Below are 19,931 nucleotides of genomic sequence, written 5' to 3'. Positions count from 1 at the left end.
TACCCTAAACCGACACAGGTGGACTGGTAGAGTATACCAAGGCGCTTGAGAGAACTATACTGAAGGAACTCGGCAAATTGCATGCGTAACTTCGGGATAAGCATGACTTCTATGAGGGCAACCTTATAGGAGTGGCACAAAAGAGGGGGTGGCGACTGTTTACTAAAAACACAGGGCTCTGCGAAGTTGCAAAACGACGTATAGGGTCTGACGCCTGCCCGGTGCCGGAAGGTTAAAAGGAGAGGTGAAAGCTTTGAATTGAAGCCCCGGTAAACGGCGGCCGTAACTATAACGGTCCTAAGGTAGCGAAATTCCTTGTCGGGTAAGTTCCGACCTGCACGAATGGCGTAACGACTTCCCCACTGTCTCCAGTATAGACTCAGCGAAATTGAATTCCCCGTGAAGATGCGGGGTTCCTGCGGTCAGACGGAAAGACCCCATGCACCTTTACTATAGCTTTACGCTGGCATTTGTGTCGGCATGTGCAGGATAGGTGGTAGGCTTTGAAGCAAGGACGCTAGTTCGTGTGGAGCCGCAAGATGAGATACCACCCTTATCGTCATAGATGTCTAACCGCGGCATAACAGTGTCCGGGACAGCGTATGGTGGGTAGTTTGACTGGGGCGGTCGCCTCCCAAAGAGTAACGGAGGCGCGCGATGGTGGGCTCAGACCGGTCGGAAATCGGTCGCTGAGTGCAATGGCATAAGCCTGCCTGACTGCGAGACTGACAAGTCGAGCAGAGACGAAAGTCGGTCATAGTGATCCGGTGGTCCCGCGTGGAAGGGCCATCGCTCAACGAATAAAAGGTACGCTGGGGATAACAGGCTGATAATGCCCAAGAGTCCATATCGACGGCATTGTTTGGCACCTCGATGTCGGCTCATCACATCCTGGGGCTGGAGCAGGTCCCAAGGGTATGGCTGTTCGCCATTTAAAGTGGTACGTGAGCTGGGTTTAGAACGTCGTGAGACAGTTCGGTCCCTATCTGCCGTGGGTGTAGGAATATTGAGAAGAGCTGACCCTAGTACGAGAGGACCGGGTTGGACGAATCTCTGGTGGACCTGTTGTGGCGCCAGCCGCATTGCAGGGTAGCTAAATTCGGACGGGATAACTGCTGAAAGCATCTAAGCAGGAAGCCTCCTTCAAAACTAGTATTCCCTTGAGAGCCGTGGAAGACCACCACGTCGATAGGCCGGGTGTGGAAGCGTAGCAATATGTGAAGCTTACCGGTACTAATAGCTCGATTGGCTTGATCGTTCTCATTAATCTATGTCCGCATAGATTGTGAATGATCGGCTCAGATAATACACCAGACCAACACGCCTTGCATGGGCGCGTTGTTGGTCCTAAAACCAAAAAACCAGAATTCACTCATACGTTTTTCGCTGACCTTGTGGTTCTTGCGAGGAGCCCAAGACCCGATCCCATCCCGAACTCGACCGTCAAATTCCTCCGCGCCAATGGTACTAAGTCTTAAGGCTTGGGAGAGTAGGTCGCTGCAAGGTCTGCCAAAAACGTATGATCTCATTACAATGTCGAAACAGAATACTAAAAAGCCCACCCGGGAAACCGGGTGGGCTTTTTGCGTTCCAAAAGCCCAAATCACAGCAAACCGCAAAGCCCCACCCCCCGCCAGACCCCGCACTAAACCCGCGGCAACCCGATCCAGAACGTCGCTCCCTGGTGCGACGGGCTCTCAAAGCCGATCGCGCCGCCCAGCTGTTCGATGATCTCGCGGCTGATATGTAGGCCCAGCCCGCTGCCCGAGCGGCTGCGCGTCGCCGACGAGTCCGCCTGCGAGAACTTGGCAAAGACATGCGGCGCAAAGGCCGGCGATATGCCCTGGCCGTGATCGGTAATGGCGATGCGGCACAGCGTATCGGTGGCGCTGATACAGATCTCGACCTGGCCACCGGGCGGAGAGAACTTGGCAGCATTGGACAGCAGATTGCTCATCACCTGCTGGAAGCGCGCCGCATCCACGGCGACATAAAGGCCCGCCTGGCTGCCCTGGACAACCATGCTGACGCCGAAGTGCTCGGCATAGGGGGCATTGTCCTCGATGGCGGCGGCGACCAGACCGTCCAGGTCGCAGCGGCTGACATTGAACTGCATCTTTCCCGACGCGATTTTTTCGATATCGAGCATGTCGTTGACCAGCAGGTTGAGCCGCTCACTGTTCTTGTTGGCGATACCGATCAGCTTGGCGACATCCGGCGGCAGGGTATCGGCCATGCTGCCGGCCAGCAGGCCGAGCGCCCCGCGGATCGAGGTCACCGGCGTGCGTAATTCGTGGCTGACCGTGGAGATCAGCGCATCCTTGACCCGCTCCACCTCGCGCCGCTCGGTAATGTCCTGCACCTGGGCGATCAGATATTGCGGCCGGCCGTCAGGGTGGCGCACCGCCGAAATGTTGAGTTGCGCCCAGACGATGCGGCCGGTCTTGTGCACATAGCGCTTCTCGATCGTGCTGGTATCGACCGCGCCCGCCAGCAGCTGCTCGACCACCAGGTCGCTCTGGTCTAGGTCATCCGGATGGGTGATGGCGCGGAAATTGAGTTCCAGCAGCTCTTCCTGGCTATAGCCGAGCAGATGGGTCAGCGCCCGGTTGACGCGCAACCAGCGGCCGGGCGGCTCCATGATGGTCATGCCGATCGAGGCATTCTCCATGGCGGCGCGGAAGGTCTCCTCGCTGCTGCGCAGCGCCATCTCGGCATTGCGCCGCTCGGTAATGTCTTCGGCGACGCCCAGATAGCCGGTGACAGTGCCACTGGCATCGAGGATGCGCGAGCCATTGAGGCGAACCGGGAAGCGGCTGCCGTCCTTGCGGATGAAGGTCCAGTCGCGCGACACCATGCCATTGCGGTCGGGCAGGGCGAGGAAGGTGGCAAAGCCCGGCTCGATGGGCTCGGGCAGCACGCGGTTGACCTCCCGCGTCCGCTCGATCACCTCGTCGCGGTCGTGCCAGAGCGCCGGCGTCTGCTTGCCGATCACCTCGTCGGCGGCATAGCCCAGGGCGGCCTCCGCCGCCTTGTTGAATACCGTCACCACGCCCTCTGGCGTTGTGGCGATGACGATGAAATTGGTGCTCGACAGCACGGCCGACTGCAGCGCATTGGAGGCCAGCTCGGCCAGATTGCGCTGCTTGAGCTCGGTAATGTCGGTCACCAGCGCATAAAAGCCGCGCACTCTGCCCTCGGCATCGAGGTCGGGCACGTAATTGGCCCAGGTATCGCCCGTTTCTCCCGACGGCTTGACGATGGCGCGCTCGAAGGCCTGGTCGATGCCGGCCAGCACGCCCTCGATATAGGGCCGGTTTAGCGCGTAGAGCGTTTCGCCCAGCACCTGGCGCATGGTGCGGCCGATCAGCGCCTCGGGCGAGCGGCCGAACCATTCAAGATAGGCCCGGTTGGCAAAGCGGCAGACCATGTTGCTGTCCCAGTAGCCGATCATGCCGGGGACATTGTCAGCCAGCAGCCGGTAGCGCTCCTCGCTGGTCTCGAGATCGTGCTGCGCCTTGACCGTATCGGTGACGTCCCGCAGCACGCCGAACACCCCGGTCGCCTGTCCGCCGGCGCCGACCTCGACCAGGCCGGATGCCTCCACGATGCGTTCGCCACGCTCGGCCGTGGCCGCAAGGCGCTTCTGGAACCAGAACGGCTCATGGGCCGCAATGGCCCCGCCGATGATGCCGAGCACCGCCTCGCGGTCATCGTCGTGATAGCGCGCCATGATTTCGTCAAAGCTCGGCCCCGTTCCGCCGCTGGGGTCCATCCCGTGGATGGCGTAGATCTCCGGCGACCAGAAGCTCGTCCGCTGCACCAGGTCGACATGCCAATGCCCGACCCGGGCCAGCTTCTCGGCTAGATTGAGATATTCCTGCTTGCGATCGAGCAGGCTTCGGGCGTCGAGCTGCTCGCGCTCATAGGCCCGGCGGGCCTTGGTCATGGTCAGGGAAAAATAGTGCAGCCAGCCCGTATCGGGATCGTCGAGCTGGACGCCGCTGAGCAGCACGGCGTGGGTGCCGCCAGCAGGGCCGACAATATCGAGCTCGATTTCCTCTACGGCGCCGGCCAGTTGCAGCGGCGGCAGCACCTGCGAGCCAAAGATATATTGCGACGGACGGGTCAGCAGGTCGCTGAACCGGCCTTCGGGCGGCGCCTTGCCCAGCCAGCCGACGAGGCGCGCAAAGGCCCTGTTGAACCGGCGCACCCGGCCCTGCCGGTCACAGACCACCATGGCGCAGGGCGCCAGGTCGAACAGATCGACCTGGGCGTCAGTATTGGCGTGGCTGCGCTCAACGGTCACCGTCTCTATGTCCTATGCCGCCAGGTAGTCGCGCATAGCAGCGGCCACCAGGTCGGGAGCGCTCACATGGGGACAGTGGCCGGCCGACTGCAGGATGACCAGTTCGGCATCGGGCATGACGGTGTGCATATAGGTCCCCACCGTGACAGGCGCGATCACATCATCGTCGCTTTGCAGGATCAGCGCTGGCGTTGCCACCGCGGCCAGCGCAGCCCGGTGGTCGGAGAGGAAGGCGACCCTGGCAAACAGATGGGCGATCACCGGGTCATTCCGGCAGAAGCTGGCTTCGAGTTCGGCGGCGAGCTCGGGCCGTTCCGGATTGCCCATGATGACCGGGGCCATCTGCGCCGACCAGCCGACGAGATTGATCTGCAGGAATTCGAGGATCTCCTCGAGCCCGGCGCGGTCGAAGCCGCCGGCATAGTCGCCATCATTGAGGTAGCATGGCGAGGGGCCGATAAGGACCAACTGGTCGAACAGTTCCGGCCGCCGCCTGGCGGCCAGCAGGGCAATCGTGGCGCCCACGCTGTGGGCGACAACGATCAGCGGGCCGCGACCGAGCATCTGGCTGATCGCAATCAGGTCGTCGGCATAGCCCTCAAGACTGGCATGTCTGGTCTTGTCATAGGCGGCCGGGTCCGCCTTGCCGGAACCGGCCTGGTCGTAGAGCACCAGGGTATGGGTCTGCTTGAAATAGGGCGTCAGCAACCGCCAGATGTTCTGGTCGCACCCATAGCCGTGCACAAAGATCATGGTCTTTTCGCCCTGGCCAAGCGTGGTGATGCTGTGCCGTTCAACCAGCGACATGTCGCGTCCTTCTTCCAGGCCAGATCTGTCCGGTTTCAATGCCGGGCAGGCCGCCCGCATCGTCACGCGGCGGCCCCCATAATGTCCAGACTTATTACCAAGCAGGCCAATAGGCTAGCCCGATCTGGGGCGGCGCGCCAGCGGTCGCCCCGGGTTCGGACCCGATACTCTCGACCGTCAGGCGGGGCCGGCAAACAAGCCACTATCTATTGCCCCCAAACAGGGATCATCATGGGGATGATGGCGCGCCGTTTCTTTCCCTTCGGCCCCAATCGAGGACGACAGCATGGACCACCCACAATCCGCCGGTTATTCCTCGCTTCAGATCGGGCTGCACTGGCTGATCGCCGCCCTGATCTTCTTCCAGCTGGTCTTTGGCGAGAGCATGGTCGCCGCCACCGAAGCGGCTGAAGAGGGGGAGGCCCTTGGCGGCACCGATGCCGCTCTGGCCACCGCCCATTACTGGGTCGGCCTTTCGGTACTGGCTCTCGTTGCGCTGCGTTTCGCCATCCGCCTGCGTCAGGGCGTTCCTGCGCCAATTGACGAAAATCCCCTGCTTGTCCTGGCAGCCAAGGCAACCCACTGGCTGTTCTACGCGCTGCTCGTCGTGGTGCCCGTCACCGGTCTGCTGGCTGTCTATGTCAATCCTGAAGTCGGCGAGATCCATCAACTGGCCAAGCCAGCCTTCGTCATCCTGATCGTGCTGCATGCCGGCGCCGCCCTGTTCCATCATTTCGTGCTGCGCGACGCCACACTCCGCCGCATGCTGGTGCCTGCCGCGATCAAGTAGCGCCTCGGGCAGACCCATGATTGGGCGGCAGCTATGGATCTGCCGCAATCGATCACGCCTCGCCTGTGGCACTGTGCCGAGGACTGCAGGGTGTTGCATTGTCGCGACGCCAAGCTCGTGACGGCGCCCACGGGGCAGGGGCATTCATGGGCACCCGGACTGCTGCGACAGTTACGGCCACGCCGCATAGGAACCATCCCGGCCTGCCCGCCGCTGCTGTTGCTGCTGGCGGTATCGCCCGGGCGAGATGCCCTTGAGGCGGGAAAAGAAGCGGTTGAAATAGCCCGCGTCGCGAAAGCCCAGCACCTCTGCTATCTCGCTGACCTGCAGCGCCGAGCGTTCCAGCAGCGTCTCGGCCTCTTCCAGCAGCCGGTGATGCACCAGCTGCAGCGGTGACTGCCCGGTGGCGCGACGGATCGCCGTGGTCAGCCGGTCGGTGGAGATCCCCATGGTGCGGGCATAGTCGGCCACCCGCCACTGCGCCCGCGCATGCAGCTCGACCAGCTGCATGAAGCCCTGCACCAGCACGCGCGGCGAGGCCTGCGGCGGCGCCGTGACGCCGCCAAGCCGCCAGAAGGCGATCAGCACCAAGCAGAGCCGGCTCATGATCGCCTCGCGCATGCCGGACAGTTCGGCGCGCGCCTCGTGCCGCATGTCCTCGAGATCGGCGATGATGGCGCCGGCAGCAGCAGCCTCGATGCGGATGCCGAGCAGTGGCCGGTCGATGGCCTGGCGCAGGGGATCGGCAATGGCGCTGGCTGGCACCACCCGGCCCAGCGCCGCGTCCGATACCGTCATCATCATGCCGCGCGCGCCGGCCTCCAGCCGCACGCTGCCGATGAGGCCGCTGGGCAGCCACAGCACGCAGGGCGCCTCGATGGTGGTCGTCGTGCTCCCCAGCTGCACCATGCCCCGGCCTGAGGCCAGCACGAAGCCATGCGCGCCCAGCCGTGCCTTGGCGGCGGTGAAATCCCACTCCATGACCGAGAGCGCCCCCGCGACCTCCGCCACTTCGACATCCTGCGTCAGCCCCGGGCCGGGTGGCGGCGCCGCCTGCTGGTTCGATAGCATGGTCCCAATTCCCTCAAATGCCCGCCAAAAGTACATTTATCTCTCTGTGATGTCCATTTTCACCTCACGCCCATGCGACTAGCGTTTTGGCAGGACGAAGCCGGACGCCAAAAGACCCTTGAAGGTCGGCGCAAGCTGCGAACCGGGGAGCGCCCGCCAGGCGGGCAAGGAGGAGGAATCAATGACCACAATCAGCCGTAGAACCGTATTGCAGGGCATGGGCGCCGGCGCTGTCGCCACCGCACTGGCCGGCTTGCCGGTGCTGGCGCAAGACCGCACCGCCGTCCGCATCGGCTATGCCATTTCCAAGACGGGCGCCAACGCCGCCGGCGCCGGCATCACCACCACGCCGAACTATCTCTTGTGGGTCGACGACGTGAACAACGCCGGCGGCATCACGCTGAGCAAGCTGGGCGTCACGCTGCCCATCGAAGTCACCGAATATGACGACCGCTCCGCCGCCGAAGAAACCGTGCGCGCCATCGAGCGCCTCGCCACGCAGGACAATGTCGATCTGATCCTGCCCACCTGGGGCACGGGCGCCAACCTCGCCGCCGGTCCGACCTTTGACCGCTTCGCCTATCCCCAGCTGGCGGCCACGGCCGTGACCGACATGGCGCCGCAGCTGGCGGCGCGCTGGAAGCACAGCTTCTGGATGCTGGGCGGGGGCCACGATTATGCCAATGCCCTGGTCGCCCTGCTGGTCACCCAGCGCGACGCCGGCACGATCAACAACAAGGTCGCCATTGCCTCGGTCGCCGACGGCTTCGGCATCGACCTGTCCAAGGCCGCGACCCCGGCCTTCACCGAAGCCGGCTTCGAGCTGGTCTATGACAAGACCTATCCGTTGGGCACCTCCGACTTCGCGCCGATCATCAACGAGGTCGCCGGCCTGGGCGCAGACACCTTTGTCGCCTTCTCCTATCCGCCCGATACCTTCGCGCTGACCCAGCAGTCTGTCGTGGCCAACTTCAGCCCCAAGGTCTTCTACCTAGGCGTCGGCACCGCCTTCCCGATCTATCCGGGCATTGCCGGGCCCAATCATGACGGCGTCATGGGCGTGGGCGGCATCGACCCCGACAGCGCCGAACTCGCCGCCTATTTCGAGCGCCACACCGCGCTCAACGGCCAGGCGCCTGACAGCTGGGCCAGCGCCATCACCTATGCCAGCCTGCAAATGCTGCAGCAGGCCATCGAGCGCGTCGGCGACATCGACCGCGAGGCCATCACGGCCGAACTGTCCAGCGGCGAATTCGACACGGTGATCGGCAAGGTCAAGCTGGTCCACAACCAGCTGCGCAGCCTGTGGACCGTGGGCCAGTGGCAGGAGGGCAAGTTCGTCGGCCTCGCCCATACCGAGCGGGATGGGTCACGCGAACCCGTCGTGCCAAAGCCGGCCTGGGTTCCAGCGGCTTAAGTAACCCCCACCCAGCCTCCCCCTGAAGGGGGAGGTGTCGGGCCGGTGGCCAGGCGAAATACAGCCAAACACACGAACTGCTCCTCCCCCTTCAGGGGGAGGTTGGGAGGGGGTATCCCCGTTGCCACACCTTAACTTTCCGGAGCGCCCATGCTGCTCAGCGCCATTCTGACCGGCCTCGTTCTCGGGGGCACCTATGCCCTGGTGGCCATGGGCCTGACGCTGCAATATGGCGTCGCGCGCATCATGAACCTGGCCTATGGCGATCTTATCATCGCCGCCAGCTTCGCCGCCTTCGTGCTGTTCACCGCTTTGGGCGTCAACCCGCTGCTCGGCATGCTCATCGTGCTGCCCGCCGGCTTCGCGCTGAGCTGGGTGATCTATGCCCTGCTGCTGCAGCCGCTGGCCCGCCGCTCGCGCGATCGGGGCCGGCTGGAAGGCGACTCCATCCTCGCCACCTTCGGCCTGCTCTTCGTCATCCAGGGCGTGGCGCTGGTGCTCTTCGGCTCGGGCTTCATGAGCTATAGCTTCATGGCCATTCCGGTCGATGTCTTCGGCACGACCATTGCCGCCAACCGCCTGCTGGCTTTGGTCCTGGCCGTGGTCTTCGGCCTGGGCCTCTATCTGGTGCTGACCCGCACCCGGCTGGGCACCGTCATTCGCGCCGTCGCCGCCAACCCGGCTTCGGCGCCGCTGGTGGGCATCAATGTCGACAGTGTCGCCCGCCTCGCCTTTGCCCTGGGCGGGGCCCTGGCCGCCGCCGGCGGGGTGGTGGTGTCGATGTATCTGACCTTCTCGGCCACCATGGGCGTGATCTTCACCATGAAGGCGCTGATCGTGGTCATCATGGGGGGCGTCGGCAACCTGATGGGCGCGCTGGCTGCCGGGCTGATCCTGGGCCTGGTGGAAACGCTGGTTGCCAGCTTCGTCGATCCCGGCCTGACGCTGGCCGCCACCTATCTCATGTTCCTCGCCGTGCTCGTGGTGCGGCCGCAGGGCCTGTTCGGAAAGGCCGCCTGATGCAGCTCCTCCTCGCTCTCGTGGTCCTGGCGGCCCTTGCCTTTGTTCCCGGCCTGGTCGGTCCCTATCCGCTGGGCCTGATGATCGGCATTCTCGGCTATGGCGTGCTGGCCACGGCCTGGGCCATGTTCTCCGGCCCCACCCGCTATATCTCTCTGGCCACGGTCGCGTTCTTCGGCCTCGGCGCCTATACGGTTGCTGTCCTCAGCGAGACCATGCCCTATCCAATGGTCCTGCTGGCGGCGGCCGGTATCGGCCTTGTCGTCGCCCTGCTGGTGGGCCTGGCCACCCTGCGCCTGGCCGGCATCTACTTCGTCATCTTCACCTTCGGGCTGACCGAACTGGTGCGCCAGCTGGTCACCTATTACGAGGTCAATGTCACCCGCACCCTGGGGCGCTATGTCTTCCTGCCACTGGGCCCCGAGCACATCTACTGGCAATTGCTGGCCCTGCTGGCGGCGACGCTGGCCATTGCCTGGTGGGTGCGCCAGTCGCGCATCGGCCTGGCTTTGCGCGTCATCGGCGATGATCCGGCGGTCGCCAGCCATCTGGGCGTGCGCATCACCGCCACCAAGCTGACGCTGTTTTCCATCTCCTGCGTGATCATGACGCTGGCCGGCGCCATCCAGGCGCCACGATGGACCTATATCGAGCCTTCCATCGTGTTCAATCCAACCACTTCCTTCCTCGTCGTCATCATGGCCCTGCTCGGCGGCCCCAACCGGCTGTTCGGGCCGCTGCTGGGCGCCATCCCGCTCTTCCTGCTGTTTGAATGGCTCAGCGCCAACTTCCCCAACCACTATTCGATCATCCTGGGCCTGCTGTTCATCGCCATCGTCTTCGTGCTGCCCAATGGCGTACTCGCTGCCGGGGAGAGCCTCTGGGCCCGCCTGACCCGCAAGCGGGTGCCGGCATGACCCTGCTCTCGCTCAAGCACGTCACCAAGCGCTTCGGCGGTCTCACGGCTGTGAACTGCCTCAGCTTCGATCTGGTCGAGGGTGAAACCGTCGGCCTGCTCGGTCCCAATGGCTCGGGCAAGACCACGGCACTCAACATGATCTCGGGCTATCTGCCCCTGTCCGACGGCGCCATCGCGCTCGACGGTCACGCCATCACCCGGCTCGGTCCCGCCCGCATTGCCCATCGCGGCGTCGCCCGCACCTTCCAGCTGGTACGCGCGCTGCCTTCGCTCAGCGTAGGCGAGAACGTGCTGGCCGCCCTGGCCTTCCGCAAGCAGCACGTTTGGGGCAGGGAAGCGACGACCCAAATCGAGGCCCTGCTGGCTGATGTGGGCCTGGCCGGTCGCGCCAGCCAGCCGGCCGACAGCCTTACCTATATCGACCTAAAGCGCATGGAACTGGCCCGCGCGCTGGCCACCGATCCGCGCCTGCTGCTGCTCGACGAATGGCTGGCCGGGCTCAACCCCACCGAATTGCGCACCGGCATCGACCTCATCGCAGCGCTTCGCCAACGCGGCATCACCATCCTGCTGGTGGAGCACGTCATGGATGCGGTACGAGCCCTCTGCACCCGCTGCATCGTCATGAATGCCGGCGGCAAGATCGCCGACGGTCCCACGGCCGACGTGCTGGCCGATGCCGAAGTAATCCGCGCCTATCTGGGGAACGACCATGCTTAGCGCCAGCCGGATTTCCCTGCATTACGGCAAGCACCTGGCGCTGGACGGCGTTTCCATAGACGTCGGCGAGAGCGAGACCGTGGTCGTGCTGGGCGCCAATGGCGCCGGCAAGTCCAGCCTGCTCAAGGCGATCGCGGGCCTGCTGCGGCCGGCCCCCGGCGCCCGCGTCAATCTTGCCGGCACCGAACTGGTCGGCCTGCCGGCACATAGATATGTCGAGCTGGGCGTGGCCCTGGTCCCCGAAGGGCGCGGCATCTTTGGCGATCTCACGGTCGCCGAAAACCTGCAGCTGGGCGCCTATGCCAAGCCGGCCCGGCCGCATGAAGCCCGCCAGCGCGCGCTGGTGCTCGAGCTCTTCCCTCGCCTGGGCGAGAGACAAAAGCAGATTGCCCGCACCATGTCGGGCGGCGAGCAGCAGATGCTGGCCATCGGCCGGGCGCTGATGAGCTGCCCGCGCCTGCTGATGCTCGACGAACCCAGCCTGGGCCTCGCGCCCATCGTTACCAGCGAGCTGTTCACTGCCCTTGGGCGCATCCGGGAAACTGGCATCGCCTTGCTGGTGGTCGAGCAGAACGTCATGGCGAGCCTGGCCATTGCCCATCGCGGCTATCTCATGGAGGCCGGCCGCATTACCGGCAGCGGCACCGCCGACGCCCTGCGCGACGATCCCGCCGTGCAGCAAGCCTTCCTGGGTGCCGTCACCCCCGCCCCCTTCACCAATGGAGTTACCCCATGACCGATCTCGGCCTGCTCATCGACAACGTGGAATGCCAAGCCACTGGCGGCGGCACTTTCGAGCGCAACAATCCCGTCACCGGCGAACTGGCGACCCGCGCCGCCGCGGCAACGGTGGATGATGCGCTGCGCGCCGCCGACGCCGCCGCCGCGGCCTTTCCCGGCTGGAGCAAGACGTCCCCCGGCGCGAGGCGCAAGATCCTCCTCGCCGCCGCCGATCGCCTGCAGGCCCGCACCGACGATTTCATCGCCGCCATGGGCGCCGAGACCGGCTCGACCGCCGGCTGGGCCGGGTTCAACGTCATGCTCGCCGCCGACATGCTGCGCGAGGCCGCCTCGCTGACCACCCAGATCACCGGCGAGATCATCCCCTCCAACCGCCCCGGATCGACCGCCTATGGCATACGCCAGGCCGCCGGCGTGGTGCTCTCCATTGCGCCCTGGAACGCCCCGGTGATCCTGGGCGTGCGCTCGCTGGCCACGCCGCTGGCCTGCGGCAATACCGTGGTGTTCAAATCCAGCGAGATCTGCCCGCGCACCCATCGCCTTATTGCCGATGCGTTGCTCGAGGCCGGGCTGCCGCCCGGCGTGCTCAATGTCGTCTCCAATGCCCCCACCGATGCGCCCGTGCTGGTCGAGGCGCTGATCGCGCACAAGGCGGTGCGCCGCGTCAACTTCACCGGCTCGACCCGCGTCGGCCGCCACATTGCCGAACTGTCGGCCCGTGCCCTCAAGCCGGCTCTGCTCGAACTCGGCGGCAAGGCGCCGCTGGTCGTGCTCGACGATGCCGATTTGGATCAGGCCGTGGCCGCCACCGCCTTCGGCGCCTTCATGAACCAGGGCCAGATCTGCATGTCCACCGAACGCGTCGTGGTCGATGACAAGGTCGCCGACGCCTTCGTCACCGCCCTGGCCGCCAAGGCCTCCTCGCTCAAGGCAGGCGACCCGCGCGCCGGCAATACCCCGCTCGGGTGCCTCGTTGATCTCAGCGCCGCCCAGCGCATTGACGCCCTGATCAAGGATGCCGTCGCCAAGGGCGCCCGCATCGTCGCCGGTGGCAGCATCGAGGGCACCATCATGCAGGCCACCGTGGTCGACGGCGTCACCCCCGGCATGAAGCTCTATCACGACGAATCCTTTGGCCCCGTCGTGGCGATTGTCCGCGTCAGCAGCCTCGATGAAGCCGTGCGCGTCGCCAATGACACCGAATATGGCCTCTCGGCCGCCGTGTTCGGTCGCGACGTCACCCGCGCCATGGGCGTCGCCGCCCGCATTGAATCGGGCATCTGCCACATCAATGGCCCTACCGTGCACGACGAGGCGCAGATGCCCTTCGGCGGCGTCAAGGCCTCGGGCTATGGCCGCTTTGGCGGAAAGGCCGGCATTGCCGAATTTACCGAACTGCGCTGGATCACCGTCCAGGATGGCGCGATCCACTATCCGATCTGAGGACGATCGCTGGGCCGGCAGGCAACTGCCGGTCCGGACCGACTAGAGTCAGCGGCGAGCGCGCCTTGAACCGAGGCAGCAAAGCCAAATTGGCGGGAATGTGGGGGAAGGTTGGCTGGAGCGGGTGAAGGGAATCGAACCCTCGTCACTTGCTTGGGAAGCAAAAGCTCTACCATTGAGCTACACCCGCATCGGGCGAATAGATGCTGGAAATCGGCGCAGGCGTCAAGGCATAGTCACGGCCCGGCAGAGCTAGCTTGCCGCCTTTCCCGCATCGGGACCCCGGGCGTCCGCAGAACGGCGATTATTTTGTCCGGCACCGTCGCCGGACGGCCGATTTTCTTGCTATAGCGGACGCGCCGCTGCGACCGGCCGCCGATCCCCCGATCGGTGCCGCCTAGTCAGCCCTGGAGAATGCCGTGCGTCGATTGATCCGCTTGCTGCTGCCCGCTTTGGCGCTCCTGGTCTCCCCGGCCATGGCCCAGCCCGCTCCGCTGCCGGTCCTGACCGTCGGCGTCCAGGAAAGCGGTACCGTGCAGTGGGAGATCGATACCATCAAGCGGCTCGGCCTCGATGCCGAGCATGGCTTTGAGCTGCAACTGCGGCCGCTGGCCGATAGCCGCGCCGGCCAGATCGCGCTGCAGGCGGGCGCGGTGGATGTCATCCTCTCCGACTTCGTCTGGGTCTCGATCCAGCGCAATCAGGGCAATGCCATCACCATGGTACCGCACTCGCTGGCGGTGGGCGGTCTGATGCTGGGGCCTGACAGTGCCATTGCCGGGGTGGATGCGCTCAAGGGTAAGACCATTGCCGTGGCCGGTGGCCCGGTCGACAAGAGCTGGGTCGTGCTGCAGGCCTATTACCACAAGCTGACCGGAGCAAACCTGGTCAATGACGTCACCGTCAACTATGGGGCGCCCCCTTTGGTCAACGAACTGCTGCGCGACGGGCGGGTCGCGGCCGGGCTCAATTTCTGGCATTTCAACGCCCGCGCCAAGGCTGCCGGCCTCACCGAACTGCTCTCGGTGGCCGATATGCTGGCCGCTCTGGGCGTGCCCGAGCAGCCGCCGCTCCTGGGCTGGACCTTTGCCGAGGCGACCGCCACCAGCAAGGGCGCGGCCCTCACGGCCTTTCTCGACGCCTCCTTTTCGGCCAAGGCCCTGCTCTTGTCCGACGACACCGCCTGGGAGCCGCTACGCGACCTGATGGGCGCGACGGATGACGATGCGCTCTTCACCCAGTTGCGCGACGACTACCGCGCCGGCATTGTGAGCCACTACCAGCCCGACCAGATGGATGCGGCAGCACAGGCCTTTGCCCTCATGGCCGAATTCGGCGGCAGCGAACTGGTGGGTGAGACCCAGACCCTGGCGCCGGGCACCTTTTGGCAAGGCTACAGCAAATAGACCCGAACGCCTCCCCAGCGGCCGCACCCAGCGGGCAGGGGCGTCGGCAGCCTGCGGCGCTGAGCCTCCTGTCGCTGCCGCTGCTGCTGATCCTGTGGCAGCTGCTGTCTATGCTCTTCGTGCATCGCCTGTTTCCCGGCCCGCTCGCGGTGGCCGCCGAAATGTGGGACGCGGCGACCACCGGGCCCCTGCTGGTCGATCTCGGCCGCACCCTGCTGCGCGCCTCCACTGCCTTCGCCGCCGCCATGGTCCTGGGCACGGCGCTCGGCATTGCCTTTGGCCGCCTGCGCTGGGTCGACCAGCTGTTTTCCGGCTGGCTGCTGGTGGGGCTCAACCTGCCGGCCATCGTCGTCGCCATCGTGCTTTATATCTGGCTCGGCCTGACCGACCTGGCGCTGATCCTGGCGGTCACCATCAACAAGCTGCCACTGGTGATTTCCATCACGCGCGAGGGCGTGCGCAGCTTTGCCCATGACTTCGACGAGCTGGCCCTGGTCTTCCGCCTGTCAGCCTGGCGCCGCCTGCGGCTGATCTTCGTGCCACAGCTGCTGCCCTTCGTGCTGGCGGCCGCGCGCACCGGCCTGTCGCTGATCTGGAAGATCGTTCTGGTCTTTGAGGTGCTGGGCAGCGATGGCGGGGTGGGCTACCGCATCGCCGTGCAGTTTCAGTTTTTCGACATTACCGGCATCCTGGCCTATACGGCTTCCTTCATCCTGGTCGTGCTGGCCTTTGAATATGGCCTGCTGCGGCCCGTGGAACGGAGGGCTCTGCAATGGCGTCCGGTCCAGGCGTAACTCTCGACATCGCGGCCAAGCGTTTTCCCGGCGCGGCCGCGCCGCTGCTGGACAAGCTGCAGCTAACCCTGGCGCCCTCCAGCGTGGTGGCTTTGGTGGGTCCATCGGGCGTGGGCAAGTCCACCATCCTGCGCCTGCTCGCCGGCATCGACCGTGACTTTGCCGGCACCATCAGCATTGATGGCGTGCCGGCCCATCTCGCGCCGACGCCCGGCTTCGTGTTCCAGGATCCGCGCCTGCTGCCCTGGCTGAGAGCTGCGGACAATATCCGGGCCGTGGCGCCCGCCATTACCCTGAACATGGCTGAAACGGTTCTGGCGCAAGTCGGGCTAAGCGGGGCCGGCACGCTCTATCCGCACCAGCTCTCGGGCGGCATGCAGCGGCGGGTGGCGCTGGCGCGGGCCTTCTCGGTCAATGCTGGCCTGCTGCTGCTCGACGAGCCCTTCGTCTCGCTCGACCGCGTGCTGGTGGGCGAGATGCAGCAGGTGTTCACCCGGCTGGTCGCGCAAACCCGGCCCACGGTGCTGATCGTCACCCATCTTGCCGAGGACGCCGCCCTGCTGGCGGACCGCGCCATCGTGCTCGCGGGCAGGCCGGCGCGCATCGCCGCCGATATCGCCCTGCCGGTGCCGCCCGCGCAGCGCGACGCGGCAATCCTGGCGGACTATCGGGCGCAGCTCGAGGCGGCGAGCCCGGCCTATTCGATATAGGGCTTGAAGTGCTTGGAGAGCTTGAGGGTCTGCGCCTGATAGTTCGAGCCCAGCGCCGAGCCATAGAGCCGATCGGGCTTTTCCGCCAGCCGCTCATAGATCAGCCTTCCGATGGTCTGGCCATGGCCAAGCAGGAAGGGCACCTCGCGGCTGCGCACTTCGAGCACGGCGCGGCTGCCGGTGCCGCCGGCGGGGGAATGGCCAAAGCCTGGATCGAAAAAGCCGGCATAATGCACGCGGAACTCACCCACCAGCGGATCGAACGGCATCATTTCCGCCGCATGGGTGGGCGGCACATGCACCGCTTCGTCGCTCACCAGGATGTAGAATTCGTCGGGATCGAGGATCAGTTCCTCGCGGCCGCGATTGTGCAGCGGCTCCCAGAAGTCGTGCACGTCGAGCGCGGCCTTCTTGTCGACATCCACCACGGCGGTGTGGCGCTTGGAGCGGAAGCCGACCAGGCCATTGCGCCCGACGCCCTTGAGGTCGATGGAGAGCGCCACGCCTTCGCCCACCGGCACATCATTGTCGAAAACCAGCGTGTCGCTTTCATGCAGCGCCTGATGCTCGGCGACGGTGAGGCGGTTGTCGCCGCAGCGGAAGCGCATCTGGCTCAGCCGCGAGCCGGTGCGCACCAGGATGGGAAAGGTGCGCGGGCTGATTTCAAGATAGAGCGGGCCGGCATAGCCGGCGGGCATCTGGTCAAAGCCGCGAGCGCGGTCGCCGATGACGCGGGTGAAGACATCGAGCCTGCCGGTCGAGCTCTTGGGATTGGCCGAGGCGCTGACCATGTCGGGCAGCTCGAGGCTTTCCTGTAGCGGCACCAGATAGACGCAGCCGCGCTCGAGCACCGCGCCGCGCGTCAGGTCGATCTCGTGCAGCTTGAGCGCCTCGATGCGCTCGGCCACCGAATGGCTGGGCCCTGGCAGGAAGCTGGAGCGCACCCGGAAGGCGACATCGCCCAGCCGCAGATCCAGGCTTGCCGGTTGCACCTGATCGCCATCGAACGGACGATCGGCCCTGATGGAGCCCTGCTGGTGCAGCGCCTCGATCAGCCGCGCCGGAAACACGCCCTGCGGCCAGTTCTGTTGCTTGTCCATGCTTTTGGTTTCCCGCTGCCTTGGCCGTCTCTAGCAACCCCTGCAATTGACGCCAACCGCCAATTGGCCTTAGATCATATCCAGTGGTGATTTGGCCGGTCGCTTGCAGCCACTTTAAACAAATTGCTAAAGACCGTTTGGGAACCGGCCGCCTGTCAGCGTGCCGGTTTTTGTTTTGAAAGCGTGACCATGTCAAAAGCGAACAATCCCCTCAATGACCCGAGCCGCCTGTCGGCTGAAACCCAGCTGGTCCATGGCGGCACGCATCGCACCGCGTTCAACGAAACCAGCGAAGCGCTGTTTCTGAACTCCGGCTACAGCTATCCCAGCTCCGACCATGCCGAGCGCCTGTTCAAGGGCGAGATCCCCGGCGCCCACAACTATTCCCGTTTCGCCAACCCCACTGTCGACGTGCTGCAGACGCGCATGGCGCTGCTCGAAGGCGCCGAAGCCGCGCGCGGCTTTGCCACCGGCATGGCCGCCGTCACCGATGCCGTCATGAGCCAGGTCCGGGCCGGCGACCACATCGTGGCCTCGCGCGCTTTGTTTGGCGGCTGCCGCTTCGTGGTCGAGGATTTCATGCCGCGCTACGGCGTCAGCTCGACCCTGGTCGATGGACGCGACCCGGCCAATTTCGCCGCCGCCATGCAGTCCAATACCAAGGTGGTGTTCATCGAGACCCCGACAAATCCGTCGCTGGAACTGGTCGATATCAAGGCCGTGGCCGATATCGCCCATGCCCATGGCGCCGTGCTGATCGTCGACAATGTCTTTGCCACCGCGCTCTACCAGAAACCGCTGCAACTGGGCGCCGATCTCGTTACCTATTCGGCCACCAAGCATATCGATGGCCAGGGCAGGGTACTGGGCGGCATCGTCCTGGGCTCCAAGAAGCTGATCGAGGGCGACCTGCATACCTTCCTGCGCCAGACCGGCGCCTCCCTCAGCCCGTTCAATGCCTGGGTCCTGCTCAAGGGGCTCGAGACCATGTCGCTGCGCGTGCGGCAGATGACCGACAGCGCCGAACAGATTGCCGAGGCGCTAGCCAGCCATCCCAAGCTGGACCGGGTGATCTATCCCCATCACTCCAGCCATCCGCAATACGATTTGGCCAAGGCGCAGATGACGCGCGGCTCCTCGCTTATGGCGCTCGAGGTCAAGGGCGGCCAGGAGGCTGCCTTTGCCCTGTCCGACGCGCTGGCGGTGATCCTGATTTCCAACAATCTGGGCGATGCCAAGTCGCTGATCACCCATCCGCGCACCACCACCCATGCCCGGTTGACCGAAGAGGCGCGGCTCGAAGTGGGGGTCACCCCAGGCCTGCTGCGGCTGTCGGTCGGGCTTGAAGCCAGCGACGACCTGCTCGCTGACCTGCTCTATGGTTTGGACCAGCTCTAGGGGAGGGCGGCGCGGTGCGGCTAGCGGGTCTGACAGGTGCAATACTGCTGCTGGCAGCGATGGCAGGGTCGGCTTTTGCGCAGGCCTTGCCCTATCACGCCGATCCGTCGGCGCGTGAAATCCTGCCCGGTGCTACCGCCCTGCCGGCCATCCGTTTCCTGACCACGGCCGATTTCCCGCCCTTCAATTTTCGTGACAGTGGCGGCGAGCTGATCGGCTTCAATGTCGATCTGGCCAAGGCCATCTGCCAGGAGGTCAATGTCGCCTGCACCCTCCAGGCCTGGCCCTGGGCCCAGGCGACCGATGCCCTGTCCGACAATCAGGGCGATGCGTTGATTGCGGGCCTCGAAATGTCCGCGGCCAATGGCGAACTGTTTGATTTTTCCGCCACCTACATGGCTCTGCCCGGACGCTTCGTCACCCGTCATGCAGATGTTGCCGCCTTCAGTCCGGATGCCCTGGCGGGCAAGACCGTCGCCGTGCGACGCGGCAGCGCCCATGAAGCCTTCATGAAGCGCTATTTGCCGGCGACGCAGCTGGAGCCCGCCGACACCGAGCTCGAGGGTCTGGCCGCCTTGCAGGCCGGGGATGTCGATGTGTTTTTCGGCGACGGCATGCGCGCCGCCTTCTGGATCAATGACAATCTCGATTGCTGCGGCTTTGCCGGCGGCGCCTATTTCCGGCCGGCTTTGTTCGGCGAGGGCCTGTCGATTGCCGTGCTCGCCGGCAATGATGCCGTCCGCCACGCCATCGACTGGGCCTTGGTGCGCCTGAAGGACAATGGCGTGCTCGACGAGCTCTACCTGCGCTGGTTCCCGGTCGGGTTTTACTGATCGGGCATCCGGCGATGCCGGGCCCGGGCCGCCACTTCAATGGCGGCTGTGGTCAGGCGGTCGAGGTCGAGCCGGTCGCGCAGCATTTCGAGAAAGCGCAGTTCTTCCTGCTCGAGATGCAGGTCCACCGAGGTCACATCCACCGCCAGTGCATAGGCGGTGTCCTGCAGCTTGGCGGGCAGGGCGGCGATGGCATCGTCGAGCACCTGGTCGAGTCCGCCCGGGCCGTTGAGCGTGTCCGCACAGGCATTGGCCACGGCACGCAGCCGGCTCGGATCGAACGCCTCGAAGACCGGCAGCCGGCTGATCAGTCCCTGGATGCGCACCAGCTCCTTTTCGGTCATCTGGCTGTCCGAGGAGGCGGCAACGATCATCAGGTGGATCAGGGCGTCATGGGCACTATTGGGCATGGATCAATCCAGGGTGGGGCATCAGCCTGCGATAGCTAGGCGC

General features: G+C 65.0%; 17 protein-coding genes, 1 tRNA gene, 2 rRNA genes and 1 riboswitch (1 of these 21 cut by a window edge). Of the genes, 14 read left to right on the top strand and 6 right to left on the bottom strand.

The annotated features are described in order from the left end of the window. Both GDR53_RS05030 and rrf read left to right on the top strand, forming a co-directional pair. Nucleotides 1-1,258, top strand: a 23S ribosomal RNA gene (locus tag GDR53_RS05030); it begins 1,463 nt to the left of the window's first position. Nucleotides 1,259-1,390: 132 nt separating this feature from the next. Further along, nucleotides 1,391-1,506, top strand: a 5S ribosomal RNA gene (gene rrf, locus GDR53_RS05025). Nucleotides 1,507-1,645: 139 nt separating this feature from the next. On the opposite strand, the gene GDR53_RS05020 is transcribed toward rrf, so the two are convergent. Together GDR53_RS05020 and GDR53_RS05015 are read right to left on the bottom strand one after the other, a co-directional pair. Beyond that, nucleotides 1,646-4,309 carry a PAS domain S-box protein gene (locus GDR53_RS05020; RefSeq protein WP_193336995.1) on the bottom strand — a complete coding sequence of 888 codons (2,664 nt, stop codon included), beginning with the start codon at nt 4,307-4,309 and terminating at the stop codon, nt 1,646-1,648. A gap of 12 nt (nt 4,310-4,321) precedes the next feature. Beyond that, the gene (locus GDR53_RS05015) at nt 4,322-5,116 is read right to left on the bottom strand and encodes an alpha/beta fold hydrolase (protein WP_193336994.1); all 795 of its coding nucleotides are present in this window, start codon (nt 5,114-5,116) and stop codon (nt 4,322-4,324) included. A 286-nt stretch (nt 5,117-5,402) separates the two neighbouring features. Between GDR53_RS05015 and GDR53_RS05010 the strand changes: the two genes are divergently transcribed. Beyond that, on the top strand, nt 5,403-5,906 hold the full coding sequence (locus tag GDR53_RS05010; protein ID WP_193336993.1) for a cytochrome b: 504 nt from the start codon (nt 5,403-5,405) through the stop codon (nt 5,904-5,906). Between the two features lie 171 nt (nt 5,907-6,077). Here GDR53_RS05010 and GDR53_RS05005 read toward each other — a convergent pair whose 3' ends face one another. Then, nucleotides 6,078-6,977, bottom strand: a complete 900-nt coding sequence (locus tag GDR53_RS05005; RefSeq protein ID WP_193336992.1) for an AraC family transcriptional regulator — start codon at nt 6,975-6,977, stop codon at nt 6,078-6,080. Nucleotides 6,978-7,158: 181 nt separating this feature from the next. Here GDR53_RS05005 and GDR53_RS05000 point away from each other — a divergent pair, with 181 nt between their 5' ends. From GDR53_RS05000 to GDR53_RS04975, 6 genes are all read left to right on the top strand, one after another. After that, on the top strand, nt 7,159-8,394 hold the full coding sequence (locus GDR53_RS05000; protein ID WP_193336991.1) for an amino acid ABC transporter substrate-binding protein: 1,236 nt from the start codon (nt 7,159-7,161) through the stop codon (nt 8,392-8,394). 150 nt (nt 8,395-8,544) lie between these two features. Beyond that, nucleotides 8,545-9,414, top strand: a complete 870-nt coding sequence (locus GDR53_RS04995) for a branched-chain amino acid ABC transporter permease (protein ID WP_193336990.1) — start codon at nt 8,545-8,547, stop codon at nt 9,412-9,414. Next, complete coding sequence (locus GDR53_RS04990) at nt 9,414-10,331, top strand: branched-chain amino acid ABC transporter permease (RefSeq protein WP_193336989.1); 918 nt, start codon at nt 9,414-9,416, stop codon at nt 10,329-10,331. Before GDR53_RS04995 ends, GDR53_RS04990 begins: the two co-directional genes overlap by 1 nt. Next, nucleotides 10,328-11,053: an ABC transporter ATP-binding protein gene (locus GDR53_RS04985; RefSeq protein WP_193336988.1), complete on the top strand. Its 726-nt coding sequence runs from the start codon at nt 10,328-10,330 to the stop codon at nt 11,051-11,053. Before GDR53_RS04990 ends, GDR53_RS04985 begins: the two co-directional genes overlap by 4 nt. Continuing rightward, entirely contained in the window at nt 11,046-11,789 is a 744-nt protein-coding gene (locus GDR53_RS04980) for an ABC transporter ATP-binding protein (protein WP_193336987.1), read from the top strand. Before GDR53_RS04985 ends, GDR53_RS04980 begins: the two co-directional genes overlap by 8 nt. Beyond that, nucleotides 11,786-13,237: an aldehyde dehydrogenase gene (locus tag GDR53_RS04975; RefSeq protein WP_193336986.1), complete on the top strand. Its 1,452-nt coding sequence runs from the start codon at nt 11,786-11,788 to the stop codon at nt 13,235-13,237. Before GDR53_RS04980 ends, GDR53_RS04975 begins: the two co-directional genes overlap by 4 nt. A gap of 116 nt (nt 13,238-13,353) precedes the next feature. On the opposite strand, the gene GDR53_RS04970 is transcribed toward GDR53_RS04975, so the two are convergent. Then, a tRNA-Gly gene (locus tag GDR53_RS04970) sits at nt 13,354-13,427 on the bottom strand. A 229-nt stretch (nt 13,428-13,656) separates the two neighbouring features. Between GDR53_RS04970 and GDR53_RS04965 the strand changes: the two genes are divergently transcribed. The 3 genes from GDR53_RS04965 (at nt 13,657) to GDR53_RS04955 (ending at nt 16,147) form a co-directional block, all read left to right on the top strand. Further along, the gene (locus tag GDR53_RS04965; protein WP_210321394.1) at nt 13,657-14,643 is read left to right on the top strand and encodes an ABC transporter substrate-binding protein; all 987 of its coding nucleotides are present in this window, start codon (nt 13,657-13,659) and stop codon (nt 14,641-14,643) included. Between the two features lie 110 nt (nt 14,644-14,753). Further along, complete coding sequence (locus GDR53_RS04960; protein WP_193336985.1) at nt 14,754-15,437, top strand: ABC transporter permease; 684 nt, start codon at nt 14,754-14,756, stop codon at nt 15,435-15,437. Beyond that, nucleotides 15,416-16,147 carry an ABC transporter ATP-binding protein gene (locus tag GDR53_RS04955; RefSeq protein WP_193336984.1) on the top strand — a complete coding sequence of 244 codons (732 nt, stop codon included), beginning with the start codon at nt 15,416-15,418 and terminating at the stop codon, nt 16,145-16,147. Before GDR53_RS04960 ends, GDR53_RS04955 begins: the two co-directional genes overlap by 22 nt. Here GDR53_RS04955 and GDR53_RS04950 read toward each other — a convergent pair. After that, entirely contained in the window at nt 16,135-17,247 is a 1,113-nt protein-coding gene (locus GDR53_RS04950; protein WP_193336983.1) for a 2'-deoxycytidine 5'-triphosphate deaminase, read from the bottom strand. The two genes, GDR53_RS04955 and GDR53_RS04950, sit on opposite strands and share 13 nt — an antisense overlap. A gap of 73 nt (nt 17,248-17,320) precedes the next feature. Continuing rightward, a riboswitch (SAM riboswitch) is annotated at nt 17,321-17,396 on the top strand. A 40-nt stretch (nt 17,397-17,436) separates the two neighbouring features. On the opposite strand from GDR53_RS04950, the gene metZ reads away from it, so the two are divergent. Together metZ and GDR53_RS04940 are read left to right on the top strand one after the other, a co-directional pair. Continuing rightward, nucleotides 17,437-18,645, top strand: coding sequence for an O-succinylhomoserine sulfhydrylase (gene metZ, locus GDR53_RS04945; RefSeq protein WP_193336982.1), 1,209 nt, complete (start codon nt 17,437-17,439; stop codon nt 18,643-18,645). Nucleotides 18,646-18,659: 14 nt separating this feature from the next. Beyond that, on the top strand, nt 18,660-19,478 hold the full coding sequence (locus tag GDR53_RS04940) for a transporter substrate-binding domain-containing protein (protein ID WP_193336981.1): 819 nt from the start codon (nt 18,660-18,662) through the stop codon (nt 19,476-19,478). Here the strand turns inward: GDR53_RS04940 and GDR53_RS04935 are convergent. Continuing rightward, entirely contained in the window at nt 19,472-19,888 is a 417-nt protein-coding gene (locus GDR53_RS04935; protein ID WP_193336980.1) for a tellurite resistance TerB family protein, read from the bottom strand. The genes GDR53_RS04940 and GDR53_RS04935 overlap by 7 nt on opposite strands. Between the last annotated feature and the right edge of the window lie 43 nt (nt 19,889-19,931).

Source organism: Devosia beringensis (genome assembly GCF_014926585.1).
Taxonomy (GTDB): Bacteria; Pseudomonadota; Alphaproteobacteria; order Rhizobiales; family Devosiaceae; genus Devosia; species Devosia beringensis.
The sequence above is the reverse complement of the archived record's forward strand: the minus strand, read 5'-3'. Positions and strand labels throughout refer to the sequence as shown.